Origin of the sequence: Bifidobacterium sp. WK041_4_12, from assembly GCF_041080795.1 — a bacterium.
In the GTDB taxonomy this organism is placed as follows: Bacteria; Actinomycetota; Actinomycetes; order Actinomycetales; family Bifidobacteriaceae; genus Bombiscardovia; species Bombiscardovia aquikefiricola.
On the sequence record NZ_CP129674.1, the window covers coordinates 486539 to 504027 of the forward strand.

The 17489-nt window shown below is 55.1% G+C and carries 15 protein-coding genes; 13 read left to right on the plus strand and 2 right to left on the minus strand.

The window, feature by feature from the left end:
- The first annotated feature begins 45 nt into the window (after nucleotides 1–45).
- A complete protein-coding gene (nadC, locus tag QN215_RS02080; RefSeq protein ID WP_369344485.1) occupies nucleotides 46–912 on the plus strand; it encodes a carboxylating nicotinate-nucleotide diphosphorylase in 867 nt (288 codons plus the stop codon).
- The gene (locus QN215_RS02085) at nucleotides 912–2129 is read left to right on the plus strand and encodes a cysteine desulfurase family protein (RefSeq protein WP_369344486.1); all 1218 of its coding nucleotides are present in this window, start codon (nucleotides 912–914) and stop codon (nucleotides 2127–2129) included. The genes nadC and QN215_RS02085 overlap by 1 nt, the downstream gene beginning before the upstream one ends.
- On the opposite strand, the gene QN215_RS02090 is transcribed toward QN215_RS02085, so the two are convergent.
- Nucleotides 2098–2961 carry a TetR/AcrR family transcriptional regulator gene (locus tag QN215_RS02090; RefSeq protein WP_369344487.1) on the minus strand — a complete coding sequence of 288 codons (864 nt, stop codon included), beginning with the start codon at nucleotides 2959–2961 and terminating at the stop codon, nucleotides 2098–2100. The genes QN215_RS02085 and QN215_RS02090 overlap by 32 nt on opposite strands.
- Before the next feature lie 280 nt (nucleotides 2962–3241).
- Between QN215_RS02090 and QN215_RS02095 the strand changes: the two genes are divergently transcribed.
- The 5 genes from QN215_RS02095 to QN215_RS02115 all read left to right on the plus strand — a co-directional run bounded on the left by QN215_RS02095 (nucleotide 3242) and on the right by QN215_RS02115 (nucleotide 8865).
- A complete protein-coding gene (locus tag QN215_RS02095; RefSeq protein WP_369344488.1) occupies nucleotides 3242–3646 on the plus strand; it encodes a hypothetical protein in 405 nt (134 codons plus the stop codon).
- Between the two features lie 43 nt (nucleotides 3647–3689).
- Nucleotides 3690–4958 (plus strand): signal recognition particle-docking protein FtsY, encoded by a 1269-nt coding sequence (gene ftsY, locus QN215_RS02100; protein ID WP_369344489.1) that lies wholly within the window; start codon nucleotides 3690–3692, stop codon nucleotides 4956–4958.
- Nucleotides 4959–5159: 201 nt separating this feature from the next.
- Entirely contained in the window at nucleotides 5160–6446 is a 1287-nt protein-coding gene (locus tag QN215_RS02105) for an ammonium transporter (protein WP_369344490.1), read from the plus strand.
- Nucleotide 6447: 1 nt separating this feature from the next.
- Nucleotides 6448–6786 carry a P-II family nitrogen regulator gene (locus QN215_RS02110; RefSeq protein ID WP_369344491.1) on the plus strand — a complete coding sequence of 113 codons (339 nt, stop codon included), beginning with the start codon at nucleotides 6448–6450 and terminating at the stop codon, nucleotides 6784–6786.
- Between the two features lie 252 nt (nucleotides 6787–7038).
- Nucleotides 7039–8865, plus strand: a complete 1827-nt coding sequence (locus QN215_RS02115; RefSeq protein ID WP_369344492.1) for a protein-PII uridylyltransferase — start codon at nucleotides 7039–7041, stop codon at nucleotides 8863–8865.
- On the opposite strand, the gene QN215_RS02120 is transcribed toward QN215_RS02115, so the two are convergent.
- Nucleotides 8862–10238 (minus strand): MATE family efflux transporter, encoded by a 1377-nt coding sequence (locus QN215_RS02120; protein ID WP_404978503.1) that lies wholly within the window; start codon nucleotides 10236–10238, stop codon nucleotides 8862–8864. The genes QN215_RS02115 and QN215_RS02120 overlap by 4 nt on opposite strands.
- Nucleotides 10239–10769: 531 nt before the next feature.
- On the opposite strand from QN215_RS02120, the gene QN215_RS02125 reads away from it, so the two are divergent.
- The 6 genes from QN215_RS02125 to QN215_RS02150 all read left to right on the plus strand — a co-directional run bounded on the left by QN215_RS02125 (nucleotide 10770) and on the right by QN215_RS02150 (nucleotide 17485).
- Nucleotides 10770–11030, plus strand: coding sequence for a SemiSWEET family transporter (locus QN215_RS02125; RefSeq protein ID WP_369344493.1), 261 nt, complete (start codon nucleotides 10770–10772; stop codon nucleotides 11028–11030).
- A 97-nt stretch (nucleotides 11031–11127) separates the two neighbouring features.
- On the plus strand, nucleotides 11128–12543 hold the full coding sequence (dnaB, locus tag QN215_RS02130; protein ID WP_369344494.1) for a replicative DNA helicase: 1416 nt from the start codon (nucleotides 11128–11130) through the stop codon (nucleotides 12541–12543).
- 286 nt (nucleotides 12544–12829) lie between these two features.
- Entirely contained in the window at nucleotides 12830–14311 is a 1482-nt protein-coding gene (locus tag QN215_RS02135; protein ID WP_369344495.1) for a MurT ligase domain-containing protein, read from the plus strand.
- Nucleotides 14312–14392: 81 nt separating this feature from the next.
- Nucleotides 14393–15142, plus strand: a complete 750-nt coding sequence (locus QN215_RS02140) for a type 1 glutamine amidotransferase (RefSeq protein WP_369344496.1) — start codon at nucleotides 14393–14395, stop codon at nucleotides 15140–15142.
- Between the two features lie 242 nt (nucleotides 15143–15384).
- Nucleotides 15385–15702 carry a phasin family protein gene (locus tag QN215_RS02145; RefSeq protein WP_369344497.1) on the plus strand — a complete coding sequence of 106 codons (318 nt, stop codon included), beginning with the start codon at nucleotides 15385–15387 and terminating at the stop codon, nucleotides 15700–15702.
- Nucleotides 15703–15739: 37 nt separating this feature from the next.
- Nucleotides 15740–17485 carry an ABC1 kinase family protein gene (locus QN215_RS02150; RefSeq protein ID WP_369344498.1) on the plus strand — a complete coding sequence of 582 codons (1746 nt, stop codon included), beginning with the start codon at nucleotides 15740–15742 and terminating at the stop codon, nucleotides 17483–17485.
- The last annotated feature ends 4 nt before the right edge of the window (nucleotides 17486–17489 follow it).

The window sequence follows — 17489 nt, forward strand, 5'->3', positions numbered from 1 at the left end:
TTACGAACTTCATCTCACCAACACTGCAATCATAAGGAAACCATGATGCTATCTCAATCTGTAATACACGATCTCTTGCGCAGAGCTTTTGAAGAAGATTCCCCGCATGGAGACATCACCTCAGAGCACGTCATCCCTGCGCATTTCACAGGGGAAGCGGATCTGGTGGCTAGAGAAGATGGAGTGCTCAGCGGAATCGACATCTTCGCTGCTGCATTCTCCTTCATCGACACACAGGTGAAGGTCGAGCAATATGCTGCTGACGGCCATCATTTCCAAGCAGGAGAACGACTTGCGAAGGTGAGTGGCTCAATGCGTGCGATACTGCGCAGTGAGCGCATCGCATTGAACTTCGTGCAGCATATGAGTGGCATCGCTACCGCCACGGCATCGTTTGTGCATGAGGTCCAAGGCAAGTTAATCGCCATCAAGGATACGCGAAAGACACTTCCCGGATTGCGAGCCGTGCAACGCTACGCTGTCGTCTGTGGGGGAGGCGTCAACCATCGCGATGGGCTGTCCGATGCCGTGATGATGAAGGACAATCATCTGGCCGCCCTTCGCGCGGCTGGAATTCCGATAGCCCGCGCGATTGAAGAGGCTCGAAGCATACGCGTTGATGGCAAGCCCGTGAGTGTGGAGGTCGAGGTTGATGATCTCGGGCAGATTGATGAAGTGATTGAGGGCAAGCCGGATGTAATCATGCTGGATAACTTCTCTCCAGAAGACACCGTGCGCGCCGTAGAGCACATTCGCCGCATCAATCAGCATCAGACTGAGATTGAAGCAAGTGGAAACATGACACTGGAGAAGGTGCGTTCCATAGCCGATTCGGGTATCGACACCATCTCCATCGGATCGCTTACGCATAGCGTCATCGGAGTCGATCTTGGATTGGATTGGGCACAGTAATGCGTGCAGCAGCAAGTGCCGATTCATCGGAGGCAATATATCTTGACACTGCTTCGACAGAGGCAGCGGTTCCAAGCGTTATCAAAGCGATGCTTCCGTTTTGGCTCAGTGACTACGCCAATCCTGCGAGCGTGCACGCCTTCGGCAAGGAGGCTGCGGAATCTCTGGAGAGAGCCCGGAGTCTTTTCGCTTCCGATGTGGGGGCTGCTGCACAGGATGTGATTTTCACTTCTGGCGGCACTGAATCCGACAACCTTGCCATGAAAGGCATTGCGATGGCAGTGCTTGACCAGGAAAATGCGCGCCGTACAGTCCTGAACAGTGAGGCAAGCTTACGCAATCGCATTGCCATCAGTGCCGTGGAACATCCTGCCGTCAGCGAATCGGCAGCATGGATGGCACGATATTTCGGTTTCCACGTCGATGTGCTTCCAGTCGACAAGTTCGCCCGCATCGATGTCGAGGCAGCGAAAACCCTTATCACCGAGCAGACTGCACTGGTAAGCGTCACCCTAGCCAACAATGAAGTCGGAACGATTCAACCCGTGGCTCAGATTGCTGAAATTGCGCATCGCGCAGGGGCTTTCATGCATACGGACGCGGTTCAGGCAGTCGGCCATATTCCCGTTGACATGGCTGCTCTGGGCGTTGATGCGATGAGCGTATCCGGCCATAAGTTCGGTACCCCAAAGGGCTTGGGCGCACTGATGCTGCGATCGACGACACCCTACGAACCCTTGATATCAGGTGGCGGACAAGAGCAGGGACGTCGTTCAGGAACGCAGAACGTTGCAGGGGCTGTCGGCATGGCAGTGGCGTTGCATGCTGCCCTGGAACAGATGAGTTCTTCGAATGCCGCACTAGCTGCTTCGCGCGACAAGCTTATTGCGGCCATTGAAGAGGAGATTCCACAGGCCAAACTCACTGGAACGCCTGACCCTGAACGACGTCTGCCCGGCCATGCATCCTTCGTTTTCCCTGGAGTGTGGGGCGAGGCGCTTCTGGTTGACCTCGATGCCGCAGGCATCATGTGTTCGAGCGGATCGGCATGTTCAGACGGCAACAAAGAGGCGCCCCATACTTTGCTCGCGATGGGTTTTGACGAGCAAACCGCCAAGACTTCCATCAGAATGACCTTCCAGAAAGCTTTGGAAGCCAATCAGATAACGGCAATCGTTCACGTGCTCAAGGCATCATACGAGAAGCTTCATGGCTGACCCCTGCTGACGCGGCTGGAGGGAGCGGATCACCTGGTTCGTCTGTCGATGCGGGCATTCCTGCATGACTGCTTTCGCTGCTGCCTTCGCCGCCGCTGTCATTGGCGCTTTCATCCTTATATTCAACTGTGTCTTCAACTCCGTCCTCAGCTTTGTCTTCAGCGGTGTCTTTCGCGTTGCCTTTATCGTTGCCATTCTTGTCCATCTTGGGCTGTGCCGCTTTGGCATGCTTGCCTTCGTATCGGAGCGTGGGCTTTGATTCCAGTCGAGACAAGCCATTCCACGCAAGATTGACGATGTAGGCGGCCAACTGCTCCTTGCTCGCCTTGCGTCCATCCGCCCAGTACTGTCCAGTGAACACCGTCATTCCCACCAGCATCTGAGCATAGAAGGGTATGCCCTTCGTCGATATTTTGCGGTGCCGGAAGTGCTCCTTCAGGATTTCCTCAACGCGCATGCTGACCTCTCCCAGCAGCGAACTGAATGAACTTGCCGGATCTGTGGTCGGCGAGTCACGGGCAAGAATCATGAATCCCTCGGTATGCTCCTCGATATAGGTGAGCAATGCCAGGGCCGTTTTTTCAACGATCTGGCGTGGATGCCCTTCGGCATCGCTCAGCGCATCGGTCAATGCGGTCGTCAGGGATTGCATTTCACGGTCCACCACAACCGCATAGAGTCCTTCCTTGCCGCCAAAATGTTCATAGACAATCGGCTTGCTGACCTTTGCCTTCGCTGCGATTTCCTCAACACTCGTAGTTTCGAACCCCTGCGAGGCGAATAGCGCTCTGCCTACGGTCAACAGCTGCTCACGCCGCTGAAAAGAAGTCATCCTTGTTGTCCCACTCATAAGACCCCAGTGTGGCACGTGCGCTACCCACGTGCGCCATCGTGCATACAGTCAGCAACAATGCAACGCTATAATGGTCGTGCAATCTTCAATTCTTCTCAATCGTTCCACTTGGCTGGCTTTGAAATGTCATCATCAGCAGCAGCACCAACGTCGTACGCGGCAGTGCCGCACGATCAACTTCGAGCTTTGAGATGTAGAGGACACGGAGGATTGTGGTTCATAATTGGAGAATTGAGCGAAAACTGGCAGAATGAACAGTATGGTTTGGGCAATACTCATTTGGCTGCTGGTACTTGCAGTGTTGGTAATTGTGGTGCTATGGCTGGCTCGGGGCGAATCCAGGAATGGTTCGGTATCCGCTGATATAGAAGAGCATGCGCGTGAAGGCTCGGAGGCCCGGCGCAGGCATCGTGATCCCCGCGTTGCTGGTAGCGCGCCGTCATTTGAGCCAAGGATGCATGTGCATCCTTCCGCTGAAACGCGACGGATGCTTGAGGAGACCTCTGAGAATCCCGTATATGTCAACAATGATTCGGTAGTCGAGGTGCATGCGCTCTTCCAGACGGACTCGGACGAGCCATCATCGCGCAATGCTCCCGATCTGAATGCCGCGGCACAGAATTCACAGCAGCATACCGGCGATATCCCCAAGATCGATCGCTAGGCCTCGGTGAAGTCTGTCCCTCTCGATTTTTAGGGTGAACAGTATGGATACAAATTCTGTGATTTATCTCGTCATCGGATTGACGGCACTGGTTCTTGCAATCATCGTTGCAGCGCTGATAGTCAAAGCTGCACGAAAGAAGGGCGGCAGACCCGAAGCGACCGGTGCTTCCACACCATCGCAAGCAGTGCCGCCAGATGTCTCTTCCGAGGCAGCATCAGACGAAACAGGAGCAGGCTCAGCAGTCGAGTCAGCCGAGTCAGTCGGGTCAGTCGCTTCACAGTCCGGTTCTTCACAGGCTGCTTCGCCTGAGTCCGCTTCCCCACAGGCAGCAGCATCTGCGGCCCCCCAATTGCAGACTCCAGAATCTTCAACATCGAGGTTGATTCGCCTGCGGGCGCGACTTTCTCACAGTGCCAACCCCTTCGGCAAGGCATTGTTTACGATTCTCAGCAAAAATCATCTGACAGACAGCGACTGGGAAGATGTCGAAGATACCTTGCTGCTGGCCGATGTCGGTGCTGACGCCAGTTCCCGCCTTGTCGAGCAGCTCAAGTCGGATGTTCGCGTCCAGGGCGAAACCGAGGCGAATGCCGTGCGCGACATGCTCAAGGCCAGACTGTTGACCATTGTTGACGCGGGCATGGATCGCAGGCTGTATGCGGAACTGCCTGAGAATGAGCTTCCAGATGCTCGCAAACCGTCAGTGATCATCATGGTCGGTGTCAATGGAACCGGCAAGACAACGACGGCAGGCAAGTTGGCGCGCTTCTTCGTGGCCGAAGGCAAGTCGGTGATGATGGCTGCCGCAGACACCTTCCGAGCTGCGGCTGCCGACCAGTTGGAAACATGGGGCAACCGTGTAGGCGTGAAGGTGGTGCGAAGCGACAAGGATGGAGCCGATCCTGCCTCGGTAGCCTTCGAGGCGGCGCATACGGCGCAGGAGCAGCAAAGGGATGTGCTGATCGTCGATACGGCAGGACGTCTGCAGAACAAAGCCAATCTGATGCAAGAGCTGGGGAAGATTCGTCGTGTCATCGAAAAAACGGCGAAGGTTGACGAAGTCCTGCTCGTGCTCGATGCCACCACCGGGCAGAATGGCATGGCACAGGCCAAGGTATTTGCCGAGGCAATCGGCATAACAGGCATTGTCCTCACCAAGCTTGACGGCTCGGCGCGAGGCGGCATCGTCATCTCGGTTCAGCGTGAACTCGGCGTTCCTGTGAAGCTGGTCGGCCTGGGAGAGGGGCCGGATGATCTGACGATTTTCGATCCGGCAACCTTCGTTGATGGCATCCTCGCGCTGAACTGAGTGAACCCAATATTGCTCAGCGCGTGACATTGTTACATTGTCGTAACGCTGATTGACTCAGACCGAAACCCATACCACGTTGTATTGCAGTCATTGGTCTCTAAGAAGAGACCGCTACCATTGTTACAAGTCGGGTTCGCTCGACATCGGTTCTCGGTCATTGGTAGGCAGAGAGAAAAGGAAAAAGAGAGAGAGGTAGATATGGACACTGGTAATGCAGCATGGATGTTAACGTCCGCGTCCTTTGTATTCCTCATGACGCCAGCAGTGGCGTTCTTCTATGGAGGCATGGTCCGTTCAAAGGCAATTCTGAATATGCTGATGCTTTCAGTGGGCGCCTTGGCTGTCACAGGAGTCGTGTGGACATTCTGGGGTTGGTCAATAGCGTGGGCAGGTACGGATATCGGTGGAATCTTCGGTGATCCGGCAACAGGATTCCTGCTCAAGGATACGATGGTCGCCACTGATGGTGTCTTCGGTTCGGTCAATATCAAGGATGCCGCATACCCACACAGCATCGACGTCGCTTTCCAGGTGACATTCGCGATGATTACCGTTGCCTTGATTTCCGGTGCTCTTGCAGAGCGTATCAAGTTCAGCACATGGATGATTTTCGTGGCTTTGTGGATCACCTTCGACTATGCGCCAATGGCACATATGGTCTGGAACGGCGGTCTGCTTTCTCCAGACGGTGCGATCTCGCAGGCAATCGGCGCACACGCTCATGATTTTGCAGGCGGCACGGTTGTTCATATCAACGCTGCAGTTGCGGCTTTGGTCATCGTTCTTATCATTGGCAAGCGCAAGGGCTTCGCCAAGGAGCCGTTCCGTCCGCACAACGTTCCCTTCGTCATGCTTGGCGCGTTCCTGCTGTGGTTCGGCTGGTTCGGCTTCAACGCAGGTTCGGCGCTCGCAGCCAACGGCACCGCAGGATATGCGTGGGTTTCCACAACCGCAGCAACTGCCGCGGCCACGTTGGGCTGGCTCTTCACTGAGAAGATCCGCTCCGGTCATTACACAGCGATGGGCGCTGCCTCGGGTATGGTCGCCGGTCTGGTTGCCATCACGCCTGCAGCCGATGTCGTCTCGCCATTCTGGTCGATGGTTCTCGGACTGATTGCCGGTATTCTTTGCTGCTTCGCCTGCGGCCTCAAGTTCAGGTTCGGCTATGATGATTCACTCGATGTCGTGGGCGTCCACGGTGTTGGCGGTGTCACCGGAACCGTTCTTATCGGCTTCTTCGGCGAGGGAACCGGACTGTTCGCTGGCGGCAACTTCAAGCAGCTGATTGTTCAGATCGTGATTGCATTGATTGCGATCATCTTCTCCGGTGTGATTACGTCCGTGATCGCGTTCGCACTTGAAAAGACCATTGGTTGGCGCGTTACCGAGGCTCAGGAAGTCAGCGGTGTCGATTTGGCTGACCAGGGCGAACGTGCTTACGATTTCGCTGGAACTGCCAGCTCAATCCTCAAGGAGGTGAAGTGAGATGAAGCTTATAACAGGAATCATTCAGCCACATAAGCTTGATGACGTCAAGGAAGCATTGTCGGCTTCTGGAGTCCATGGTCTTACTGTTTCGGAGGCCAACGGATATGGCCGTCAGCGCGGCCATACGGAGATCTACCGCGGTGCAGAATATACCGTCGATCTCATCCCGAAGGTGCGCATCGAAGTCATTGCCGATGACGCAGATGCAGAGACTCTGGTCGATGTCATTGTCAAGGCTGCCGCGACAGGCACCATTGGTGATGGCAAGGTCTGGGTTTCACCTCTCGAATCAGTAACGCGAGTTCGCACAGGCGAAACAGGCTCAGCAGCCATCTGATAGTGGCTCATATGAGCGTAGTCCAGCTCATAATCCCGCGAATCCCCACACAAAGTCTTGTGTGGGGATTCGTTATTCCCGCGATGTTGAGTTTTGCGGCAATTTTGAAGTACAACACCTGTTTTTTGGCTTAATCGCATCGTCATTTCAAGGATATATGCGTCTTGTACTTTCAAATTGTCGCAAAACTCGGATTCTCGCTCTGAACATTGCGTTTTTTCCGGGTCAACCATATGGTGAGGATGATTTTTCATGATTGCAGCAGTTCAAGGACTCCATGACAAGCTCGTAGCCATGAGTCAACCGGATTCGGATGGTGTGTATCGTCAGGGCAGCGTGAAACGAGCTCAACGGTCTGAGTTTGTGGTGAATGCGCTGAGTACCCTGTGGCAATATGCAAGCGACGAGCTGCCTTTTGACATTCCGGAAACTGGTGTCGGCCTTGCCGCAGTCGGGTCTCTGGCAAGAAAGCAGCTCGGCCCCAGTTCTGACCTTGATCTGGTGTTGATAGTGGACTCCCATTCCCTGAATGATGAGCAGATCTCCCAACTGGCTGACAAACTCTGGTATCCACTGTGGGATTCGGGTTTGGATCTTGACCATTCGGTAAGAACCCGAGCACAGTGCGAATCCGTTACCGATCATGATCTTCCTGCTGCAATGGGATGGTTGAATGTGCTCCCCATCGCAGGTGACACCGATCTCATTGCCGATATCGCCTCTTCCATTCTTGACAGATGGAGGAAGGCTGCACGGAAGCGCCTTCCTGAACTCGTTGAGTCCGCAACCGCGCGCCTTGATAGATTCGGCCGTCTGGCATACATCAATCAGCCAGATATCAAAGAAGCCCGTGGCGGGCTTCGAGATGCCGTGCTCGTTTCGGCACTGACCGCGACGTGGCTCGCTGACCGGCCTCACGGACGGTATGATGCCGCCGTTGACCGTCTGCTTGACGTGCGCGACAGCATCCATCTGATTGCCAACCGTGACACTGACATGCTGCTCCACCAGTATCAGCCCAAGGTGGCACAGATGCTTGGGCTGACTGACCCCACGCTTCCCGAGGAATCGCGCAACGTTGTTGCCATTGATGATCTGCAGACACTCCTCGCATCCCTCGGCCGACGCATTGCCTTCTCCCTTGACATGACCTCATCGAACGCGCAGCACTCCTTGATTCATGAAAAGCCACGATTCACCTTCTTCCGCGGCAGACGGGGAGCACCCCGCTTCGACGTTGTTGCCCATGGGGTGGCAACCCATGAGCAGGAAATCGTGCTTGCCATTGGCGAAAATCCTGCTCGCGACCGTTCAATCGCACTTCGAGTGGCTGTCGCGGCCGCTGAGTTTGATCTGCCAATCTCGGTGGCAACCCTCCTGAATATTCGCCGCTCGCCCATTCAGGATCATGCATGGACCGAAGAGGAACGCGAGCTGTTCGTTCGGCTGCTTGCCTCCGGCCCAACGCTGTTGCGCATCTGGGAAGAGATTGACTATGTGGATATTCCGGGCCGTCTAGTGCCGGAATGGTTGGGTGTTCGCAATCGTCCCAGCGCATCTGATGCCCATCGATACACCATCGATAGGCATATGGTTGAGGTCGCTTCACGCCTGGATAGGCAGACGCATAGCGGTGGCAGATATGACGACGATCATTATGCGGCGCTGCTCTTGGCTGGAATTTTCCATGACATCGGCAAGCGTCAAGGGATTCTTGACCATTCGGTTGAAGGTGCACGACATGTGCCGATTATTCTCAGCCGCATCGGATATGCGCAGAACATAGTCGATATGGCAACCTTGCTCGTCCGTGAGCATCTGACGCTCTCACAATATGCAACGACCAAGAATCCACATGATTCTGCTGTCATTGAAGACCTGGCGAATCGCATTCATCGAGATCCCGTGCTGCTTGACATGCTCTACGATCTGACCAAGGCAGACGGGTCCTCACTGGGAGCGACGGCGAACGAAGCGATCACGAAACGCTACGGCTGGTCTTCGTGGCGAGCGTCGATTGTGGAAAACATGTATCAGGCCGTGCGCAGGATGATAGTTCAAGCGCAGCCATCAGCCTAGCGCTCCGCATGACTGCCGATGGCGTGCTCGATCCAGACATCTCCGCGCGTGCGCAGGGCATTGCTTATCGCCCGAATGCCAATGAAGAACACGTTGATCGCTGCCCACAGCATGGCGATTCTCCATGCGTCATTGGGCCAGTTCAATGAAGTCAAACCCCAGAGCGCCAGCACATAGACCACCGAGGTGAGCGTGCAGGTAGCCGCGAGGTAGCGATAGTCCTCGGCACCAATAAGAATCCCGTCCATTGCCCACATCCATCCGCAGAGGGGCAAAAACACTGCCTGCACGACCATGCCAACCATGATCAGATGCTGAATCTGCGCATCGGGGCTGAACAGCCCTGTGGCGGTGAATCCCAGCAGCACCATCACGCCTCCGGTGAATACGCCCATCCACATGCCGGCTGTGCTTGAGGCATGCACCATGAATCGTGTTTCCTGGCGTTTCTTCGCTCCGAGAGCCGTAGCAACGAGTGATTGACCAGAGATGCCTATCGCATCAAGGACGTTCAACGCGAAGTTCCATGTGGCATTGACACCTTGGTAGGCGGCTAGAACCTGCTGGCCCATCCTTGCGGCAGCGACGACGGTCATGAACAGTGACGCGCGCAGGGCGAGTGTGCGGATGAACAACGGCAGCCCGTCGCTTGCACTCGACGCTATGCCAGCGATTCGAGGCAAGCAGCTTGCGCCTTCCTTGACCGCCCACATCACTGCTGGCACGATAAGCATGATGCTCATCACCCACTGTGCAATCAGCGTGGCAATGCCAGATCCCAGGATGCCCCAATGGAGCATGACGACGAACACGATATCGAGAACCGTGTTGATGACGGCTCCCGTTATTGCTGCAATCAGCGTGATGCGGACCTTCTGGAGACCGCGGAAAATCCCGTTTGCCGCATATACGAGCAGCATTCCCGGAAGTCCGAACACCACGGCATTCACATAGGTGGTCGCTTGGCTGAGCACCTGACCTTCGGCACCCATGAACGCGCATATCTGCCTACTGAACGCAACGATGCCGAGTGAGACGACGACCCCGATGATCAAGGCGAGCCACATGCCGTCGATGCCGGCTTCGAGCCCCTGACGCTTGCGTCCGGCTCCAATGAGCCTCGCCACCTGGGAGGTCGTGCCATATGCCAGAAACACGCATAGCCCAACGGTGGTGAGGATGATGGTGGAACCGATGGACAGTCCTGCAAGCGCTGCACTGCTCACATGGCCGACAACAGCTGTGTCGATAAGTATGAAGGCGGGTTCGGCAATCAGCTGTCCAAAGGTGGGGATTGCAAGTGCAGCAATATGCAGATATGGGGATCTCCGATCCTTGGCTGCCATATCCTCATCGTGTTGTGCCACAGCCATTGGATTGCCCCTTCCGACACGTTTCGGTCGCGTCACAGATGGTACAGGCTTTCTCAGACCATTGAAGGCAGCTCGGGCAACCATGCTCACATCATGGACGCGAAGTTTCGCGGTGGGCGCGTGCACGATGCGTGGATGTGAATAATCGCCGCTTTACAATGAATGTGACGAAATGATGGAGAGACACTCGCATACCACGCTTCTAGGGAAAAAAGAAGTGAATAACTCAACATAGGTGTTATCCCCCGACTATCCACAAAGTTATACCCATCATGTGGATAACTTTGTGAATTATCCCCACAAACACGCCTAAATTGTGGATAACTTATTTTTTTATCCACAATTGATGAACGTAAGGTGGTGGATTGGTGCTGAATTGGTGAATTGGAGCTGAAAGAAGGCTGAACATACGGCATGCACACCGCATGGGAAGCTGAGTGAGCTTGGAGGGTGAGCGTCCTTTCGTCCATGTACCTTGAAAAGAATCATCGGATTGTGCGTGACTGCGTGTGCAACGGTGAAAGGGGATCGATGAACACTGAAAAATTCTTCCACTATTTGAGCTGGGTAGCCACGACGACGGGATTACTGATGTATGTCTCGTACATTCCGCAGATAACGAACAACTTGGCAGGCGACAAGGGGAGTCCTGTTCAGCCGCTCGTCGCTGCAATCAATTGCACGCTCTGGGTGACCTACGGATTGCTGAAGAAGCCGCGAGACATTCCGGTCGCCCTCGCCAATGCACCAGGCATACTTTTTGGTCTTCTGGCATTCTTCACGGCCTTGTAATGCTGACCGGGGTGAACATGAACATGAACGTGAACATGAGCGTCATGCGTTCCATTGTTCTGCCCTACTGACAAGGGCACATCGTAGAATCGGCGCTATGAGTTCTTCTGGTTTTCCCAATTCACCCCACGGCGATACTTCACATACCGCCGTTGCCTTGCCTTCTGGCGACGCTTTGTTTGACCGCGTTCCGCCGCATGATGATGAAGCTGAGATGGCTGTGCTGGGTGGAATGCTCATGAGCAAGGATGCCATAGGCGAAGTCAGTCAGCTCATTGACGTTTCAGATTTTTATCAGCCCAAGCATCAGACCATTTATGAAGCGATCATTGCGCTCTTCTCGACCTCTCAGCCAGTCGATGCCGTGCTCGTTGCCAATCAGTTGCTCAAAGACGGCAATCTTGACAAGGTCGGCGGCACTGATTACCTGCATTCCCTGGTTGCATCCGTTCCCACTGCGGCAAACGCCACATACTATGCCGAAATCGTGCATCAGCGGGCCATTCTTCGCAACGTGATTACGGCTGGAACGAAAATCGCGCAGCTTGGCTATTCGGCAGAGGGGTCGCAGGCTGAAGACATTGTCAATCTGGCGCAGTCCGAAGTCTACGAGATGAGCGTGGGCAAGGTTCGTCAAGACTATTCAGCCATAGGTCCAGTTGTCCACGATGCTCTCGACCAGCTTGACAAGCTTCAGAACGGTGATCTGCAGCGTGGCGTGCCAACCGGCTTCCGTGATATGGATGACGTGACCCAAGGGCTTCAGCCTGGTCAGATGGTCGTCGTCGCAGGTCGCCCTGCCATGGGGAAGTCCACGCTGGGGGTCGATTTTGCACGCTCGGCAGCACTCCATCACCATATGGCAACCGTCATATTCTCGCTAGAAATGAGCAAAACCGAGCTGGCGCAGCGCATTATCTCGGCGGAAACGAATATCCCTCTCGTCGCTCTGCGTCGTGCCGATGACATCACGCCAGAACGTTGGAATACGCTGAATCGCTTCTGGAGCACCTTGGATGAATCGCCACTGTTCATCGACGATTCGCCGAACATGAGCTTGATGGAAATCCGTGCCAAGTGCCGCCGTCTCAAGCAGACCAACGATCTGAAACTGGTGGTCATCGACTATCTGCAGCTGATGAGTTCAGGCAAGCGAGTCGAATCGCGTCAGCAGGAGGTTTCGGAGTTCTCGCGTGCGCTCAAGCTTCTGGCGAAGGAGCTGAATCTGCCTGTTGTCGCGCTCAGCCAGTTGAACCGTGGCCCGGAGATGCGAAACGACCGAAAGCCAATGCTTGCGGATTTGCGTGAATCCGGCTCCATCGAGCAGGATGCCGACGTGGTGTTGCTGGTTCACCGTCCTGACTTCTACGATAAGGAGGACCGGCCGGGCGAGGCTGACATCATCATGGCGAAGCACCGTAACGGTCCGACCGATACCTTCCACCTCGCGTTCCTTGGAGCCACCTCCAAGTTCAAGGACATGCCCCAGGACTATCAGCAGGATGGCGTGTAACATCACGAGACTGTCCACACATGTGCTTGGCGCATTGGGTGTGTATCATGGCTTGGAAACACAATGCGCTGATAGGAGACAAGTTCACAGCAAGCTTGCGATGTGTGGAGCAATGCAGGCGGCAATGAACACGCGTGCGAGCTGCTGACCTGCGCCTCCGACGCACAGCACAGGCGAACAGCACAGGGACATAACCCAGGCGTACAGCACATGCGCACAGGACTTTTGAGAATGGCGTTAGGCAGTTGGCACACATGATTCGAGCAAATGTATCTGGTGGTAATGAATGACTTCAGCAATCGGCAAGGATAGATCCGCGAAACCTTGGTATTCGCGTATGATCCCGCTTCTTGGCAAGAGCATCAGGGCGTTGTCGCGCTTGACCCGTCATGGTGGCAGCGCCTTCCCCGGCAAGGTGATTGAGGCCTGCGATCCAGACTTTCTGGCAAGAACATTGGCCCAGCTGCCCGATGGGGTCGTTCTGGTTTCGGGAACCAACGGCAAGACAACGACGACGCGCATGGTCTCCTCGATTCTCGAAACCCTGGGAATGAGAGTGTTCACCAATCCCACCGGCTCGAATTTCACAAGAGGAGTGGTCTCCGCCCTCTTGGACAAGGTTGACATGAAGGGCAACATCGATGCCGACATCGCCGTCCTTGAACTCGATGAAGCCTATGCGGTGCATTTCGTCCATCAGGTTCAACCACGATATGCCCTGTTGCTCAACGTCATGCGCGATCAGCTCGACAGATTCGGAGAAATCGACAACACGGCAAGGATGCTTGGTGAGGTTGCCAAGCGCACCACCGGCACGGTGGTGCTGAATCGTGAGGATCCTCGCATCGCAGCCCTCGCACAGTTGGTTCCCGAGGGCACGCAATGCGCCTATTTCGGCCTTGCTCCTGCAATGCGCAGCTATTTCCCTGATGACGACAGCATGCATGACGACAGCATGCATGACAACACTATGCATGACGATATATCAGGCAACGGTTCTGCAGAGCCATCGGGCAAGGGGTCGGCTCATAGTCCTGTGTCTCAGCTGGAAGTGCCGCCCAGCGATGCGACAGAGACCACATCCGATGGCCAGCAGTCCTCCCAGCCACAGCTTCCCGCCGATGTCACGCTCAATGGTCTGGTCGATCACGGAGCCATATTCGATGTTTCCGGCACCATATTGTCAACGACCGTCAAGCTCGAAGGTGTGTACAATCTCTTCAACGCAGCTGCCGCTCTGACACTCGTAGGCCGAATCATCAAGGCTTCATCGTTTGCAGGCCAGGGCAAGACAATCGATACGCAGTCGATGGTGACGGCTCTCTCACATGTGACGCCAGCCTTTGGACGCGGCGAAATCATAGATTTCCATGGAACTCCGGTGGAACTGGTATTGGTGAAGAACCCCATGGGTTTCCGACTCGCATTGGCCTCGTTCACGCCGGCAGGCCACGACACGATGATCGTCATCAACGACGAGTTTGCTGACGGACGAGACATGAGCTGGCTGTGGGACGTGGATTTCAGCACCTTGCGCAAGACCGGCGTAGCTGTTGTTTCCGGCGTTCGCGCCTGGGACATGGCCCTGCGCCTCGATTATGACCAGGTCCATGTGGGAGCCACGGAAACGAATCCTTCAACGGCCCTTGAGGCTTTTCTGGCAGTGAACCCGAGTCATCCGAAGCGCATTTTCTGCACGTATACGGCTATGCTGAAGATTCGAACACTGATTTCGCATCTCACCGAAGTGGCGGATGCAGGTCTGTAACCCACGCACGAGGCATCATCATCGATGCATCACAATCAACGCAGGGCACATCATGAGCCACGACGGGGGAGGCTGCAAGCTATGGCTGAAGTAATCGACGTACTGTCGCTCTATCCAAAAGACATGAACATCTATGGCGATTCCGGCAATCTGCTCACTGTGGAGCGTCGTCTAAGCCTAAATGGCTTCGAGCCGAGGATTCACTACTATAACCAGGGTGATGCATGGCCGGATCACGTCGATATGATTCTCGGCGGTGGAGGCCAGGATGAAGGGCAGCGCAAGATCATTCGCGACCTGTGCAAGCGGGCGGAACTTCTCAGAGGTCTGGCCCACCAAGGTACGCCAATGCTGATGATTTGCGGTCTGTACCAGCTTTTCGGGGAGTATTTCCAACCCATCGAAGGCGATAGGCTGCCTGGAATCTGTGTGCTGGGCATCCACACCATCGGCGAAAAGCTGAGGCTCATAGGCAATCTGGTTGAGCACTCGGAACAATTCGGCGCAGTCGTCGGCTATGAGAACCATTCGGGTCAGACCTTTCTACACGAGGGCACCAAGCCCTTGGGACAGGTCGATTCGATCAGCACCGGCAACAATGGCGCTGACCGCACCGAGGGGGCCATCAATCACAACGTCATCGGCACGTACATGCATGGTTCGCTGCTGCCCAAGAATCCTAAAATCGCTGATTTCCTCATAGCGAAGGCTTGCGAACTTCGCTACGGCGCGTATGAGCCCCATCCAAGCGACAAGGGCATGGCCGAGTTGAAGCGTCTGGATGCCTTGGCGCAACATGCCAAAAGCGTTGCGATGCGGCGGCCCCGCTAGAGTCATCGAATCTGCGATGCCTCTGTGACACATTTGTGACACCGTTGTGACACCTCTGTGCCGAACGCAGGTGCAGTCAGCTATGCGCAAGATACATGCGTATGTGCGCTCCCCGTTAATTGCGTCTGACAGAGTAGAGTTGATGGAACGCAGACAATCATGCCAAGGGGCTGTTCCCAATGGTTTTGCATTGTATGCTCGTGCTCATGTGATGCACGACTTCAACAGGTAAGGAGAATGTCATGGCTACGCAAGATCTAGGTGATGGACTTCGCAAGGTGCTGCTCGCAGGTGTCGGGGCTTTGGCTACTGGAATCGAAAAGAGTCAGGCTATCGTCGATGACCTGGCGCGCAAGGGGGAAATAACCGTTGAGCAGGGCAAGCAGCTCAATTCTGAACTGAAGCGCACCTTCAAGGACAATACGGGTTCTCAAGCGCGATCCGCTGCAGAGGATCGAGTCGATGCAAAGAAGGCTTCCGAAGCGGCTCCGTTTGCATCGACAGAGGAAGGTCCGACGGGAGATCCGGACGACCTTGGCAATAACGTCAATGCACTCTGATTGCGTGCTGCAGACTCTGTGAGGGTGGTATACATCAATGGTTTCAGGCGATAGAAACTCTGCTGACCATGTGTTTGCCGATGCCGCTGGGGACTTTCGCCAGCGCACGCGAACACAGAAAATAGGTCTGTTCGGCGGCTTGTCTGACAGCGCAGAGGGGGAGACTCTCCGCGCCAGCAGACATGGCCGGGTGCGAAGGCTGTTCCAGATTGCCAGAATTGCCACTAAATTCGACATACTTCACGGCGTGACACCTACGAATCTGAGGCTGATGCTCGAAGCCTTGGGACCAACCTTCGTGAAGGTCGGACAGATACTATCCATGCGCTCAGAGATTCTGCCCGAGGCTTTCCGCAAGGAACTCTCAAAGTTGAGAGCCGATGCGGATCCCATGCCCTATGCGACGGTTATCAGTACCCTCACCAATGAATACGGCAGACCGATCGACACGATGTTCTCGACCATCGACCCGACTCCACTAGGTTCGGCATCATTGGCTCAGGTCCATCGTGCACGGCTGCTGACCGGAGAAGATGTTGCAATCAAGGTCCAACGTCCCGGCGTCAAGGAGACCATGGCACAGGATGTTGAAATCATGCGCTCCTTCGCAGGCTATGCCACCAGATTGACGCAGAGCGCGCAGATACTCGATCTGCGTGGCGTGGTCGAGGAATTGTGGGACACCTTTCAGGACGAGACTGACTTCTTGACGGAAGCCCGAAACCTCAAGGATTTCCGCCGCTTCTGCGCCTCGTACGCATACATGGACTGCCCAAGCCCCTACATCAGCCTGTGCACGCAGCATGTGGTCGTGATGGACTATGTGGAAGGCATCTCGGTGTCTCACCCGCAGCAGCTCATCGATGCCGGCTACAGTCTCAGCGACATCGGTGAGAAGCTTGTCGACAACTACGCTGCTCAGATTCTTGATGAAGGCTTCTTTCACGCTGACCCTCATCCGGGCAACATCATCATCAACGATGGGCGTATCGTGCTCATTGACCTGGGGATGACTGGACGCGTCAACAAGAGTTCACGTTCGGCCCTCAAGGAAATGATCTTTGCGGTCGCCAAACGCGATTCGCCCGCCCTGGCGAGGGGATTGCTGCGCTTCACGGCAAGCGCTGACAAGGTGAAGGACGATTATCCACTGCTGCTTGACGATCTGGATTCTGTCATTGACGAATTTGGAACGATGAATCTTGCCGACCTCAATATCGGTGAATTCTTCAATGCGATTATGCAGCTGGCCCGCAGACATGCCATCGCCGTGCCCAGCTCGGTCACGACGGTTGCTCGAGGGCTGGTCACGCTTGAGGGAACGGTTGACGAGTTCCTTCCCGATGTGAACATGATAGAGATCATTTCGCATCATATCGCGGCATCTCAGGGCACTCTGGCAAGTATCAAGAACGAAAGCATCCAATTGGGCAGAGAGAGCAGCAATGCCTTGCACGGGGTGCTTGGAGCATTGGCTGATGCAAAAACCGTATCAACCATGCTCTCGCGTGGACAGCTTCGCATCAACATGGAGCTGGTCGGCTCCGAGCAACCACTGCAGCAGCTTTCAGACATGGTCAACCGCATCACCATGGCACTGATTGTGGTCGGCTTGTACGTCGGCTCGTCAATCGTGTATTTTGCCGGAATCAAGCCCGTCATTCTGGGCATTCCGGTGATTGGTCTGATGGGATATGTGGTGGCGTTCCTGCTTTCCGTGTGGATTGTCATCGATATCTTCCGCAAGAATCGAGCGATACGCAAGCACGCTTCGCGCCTGTGAGATG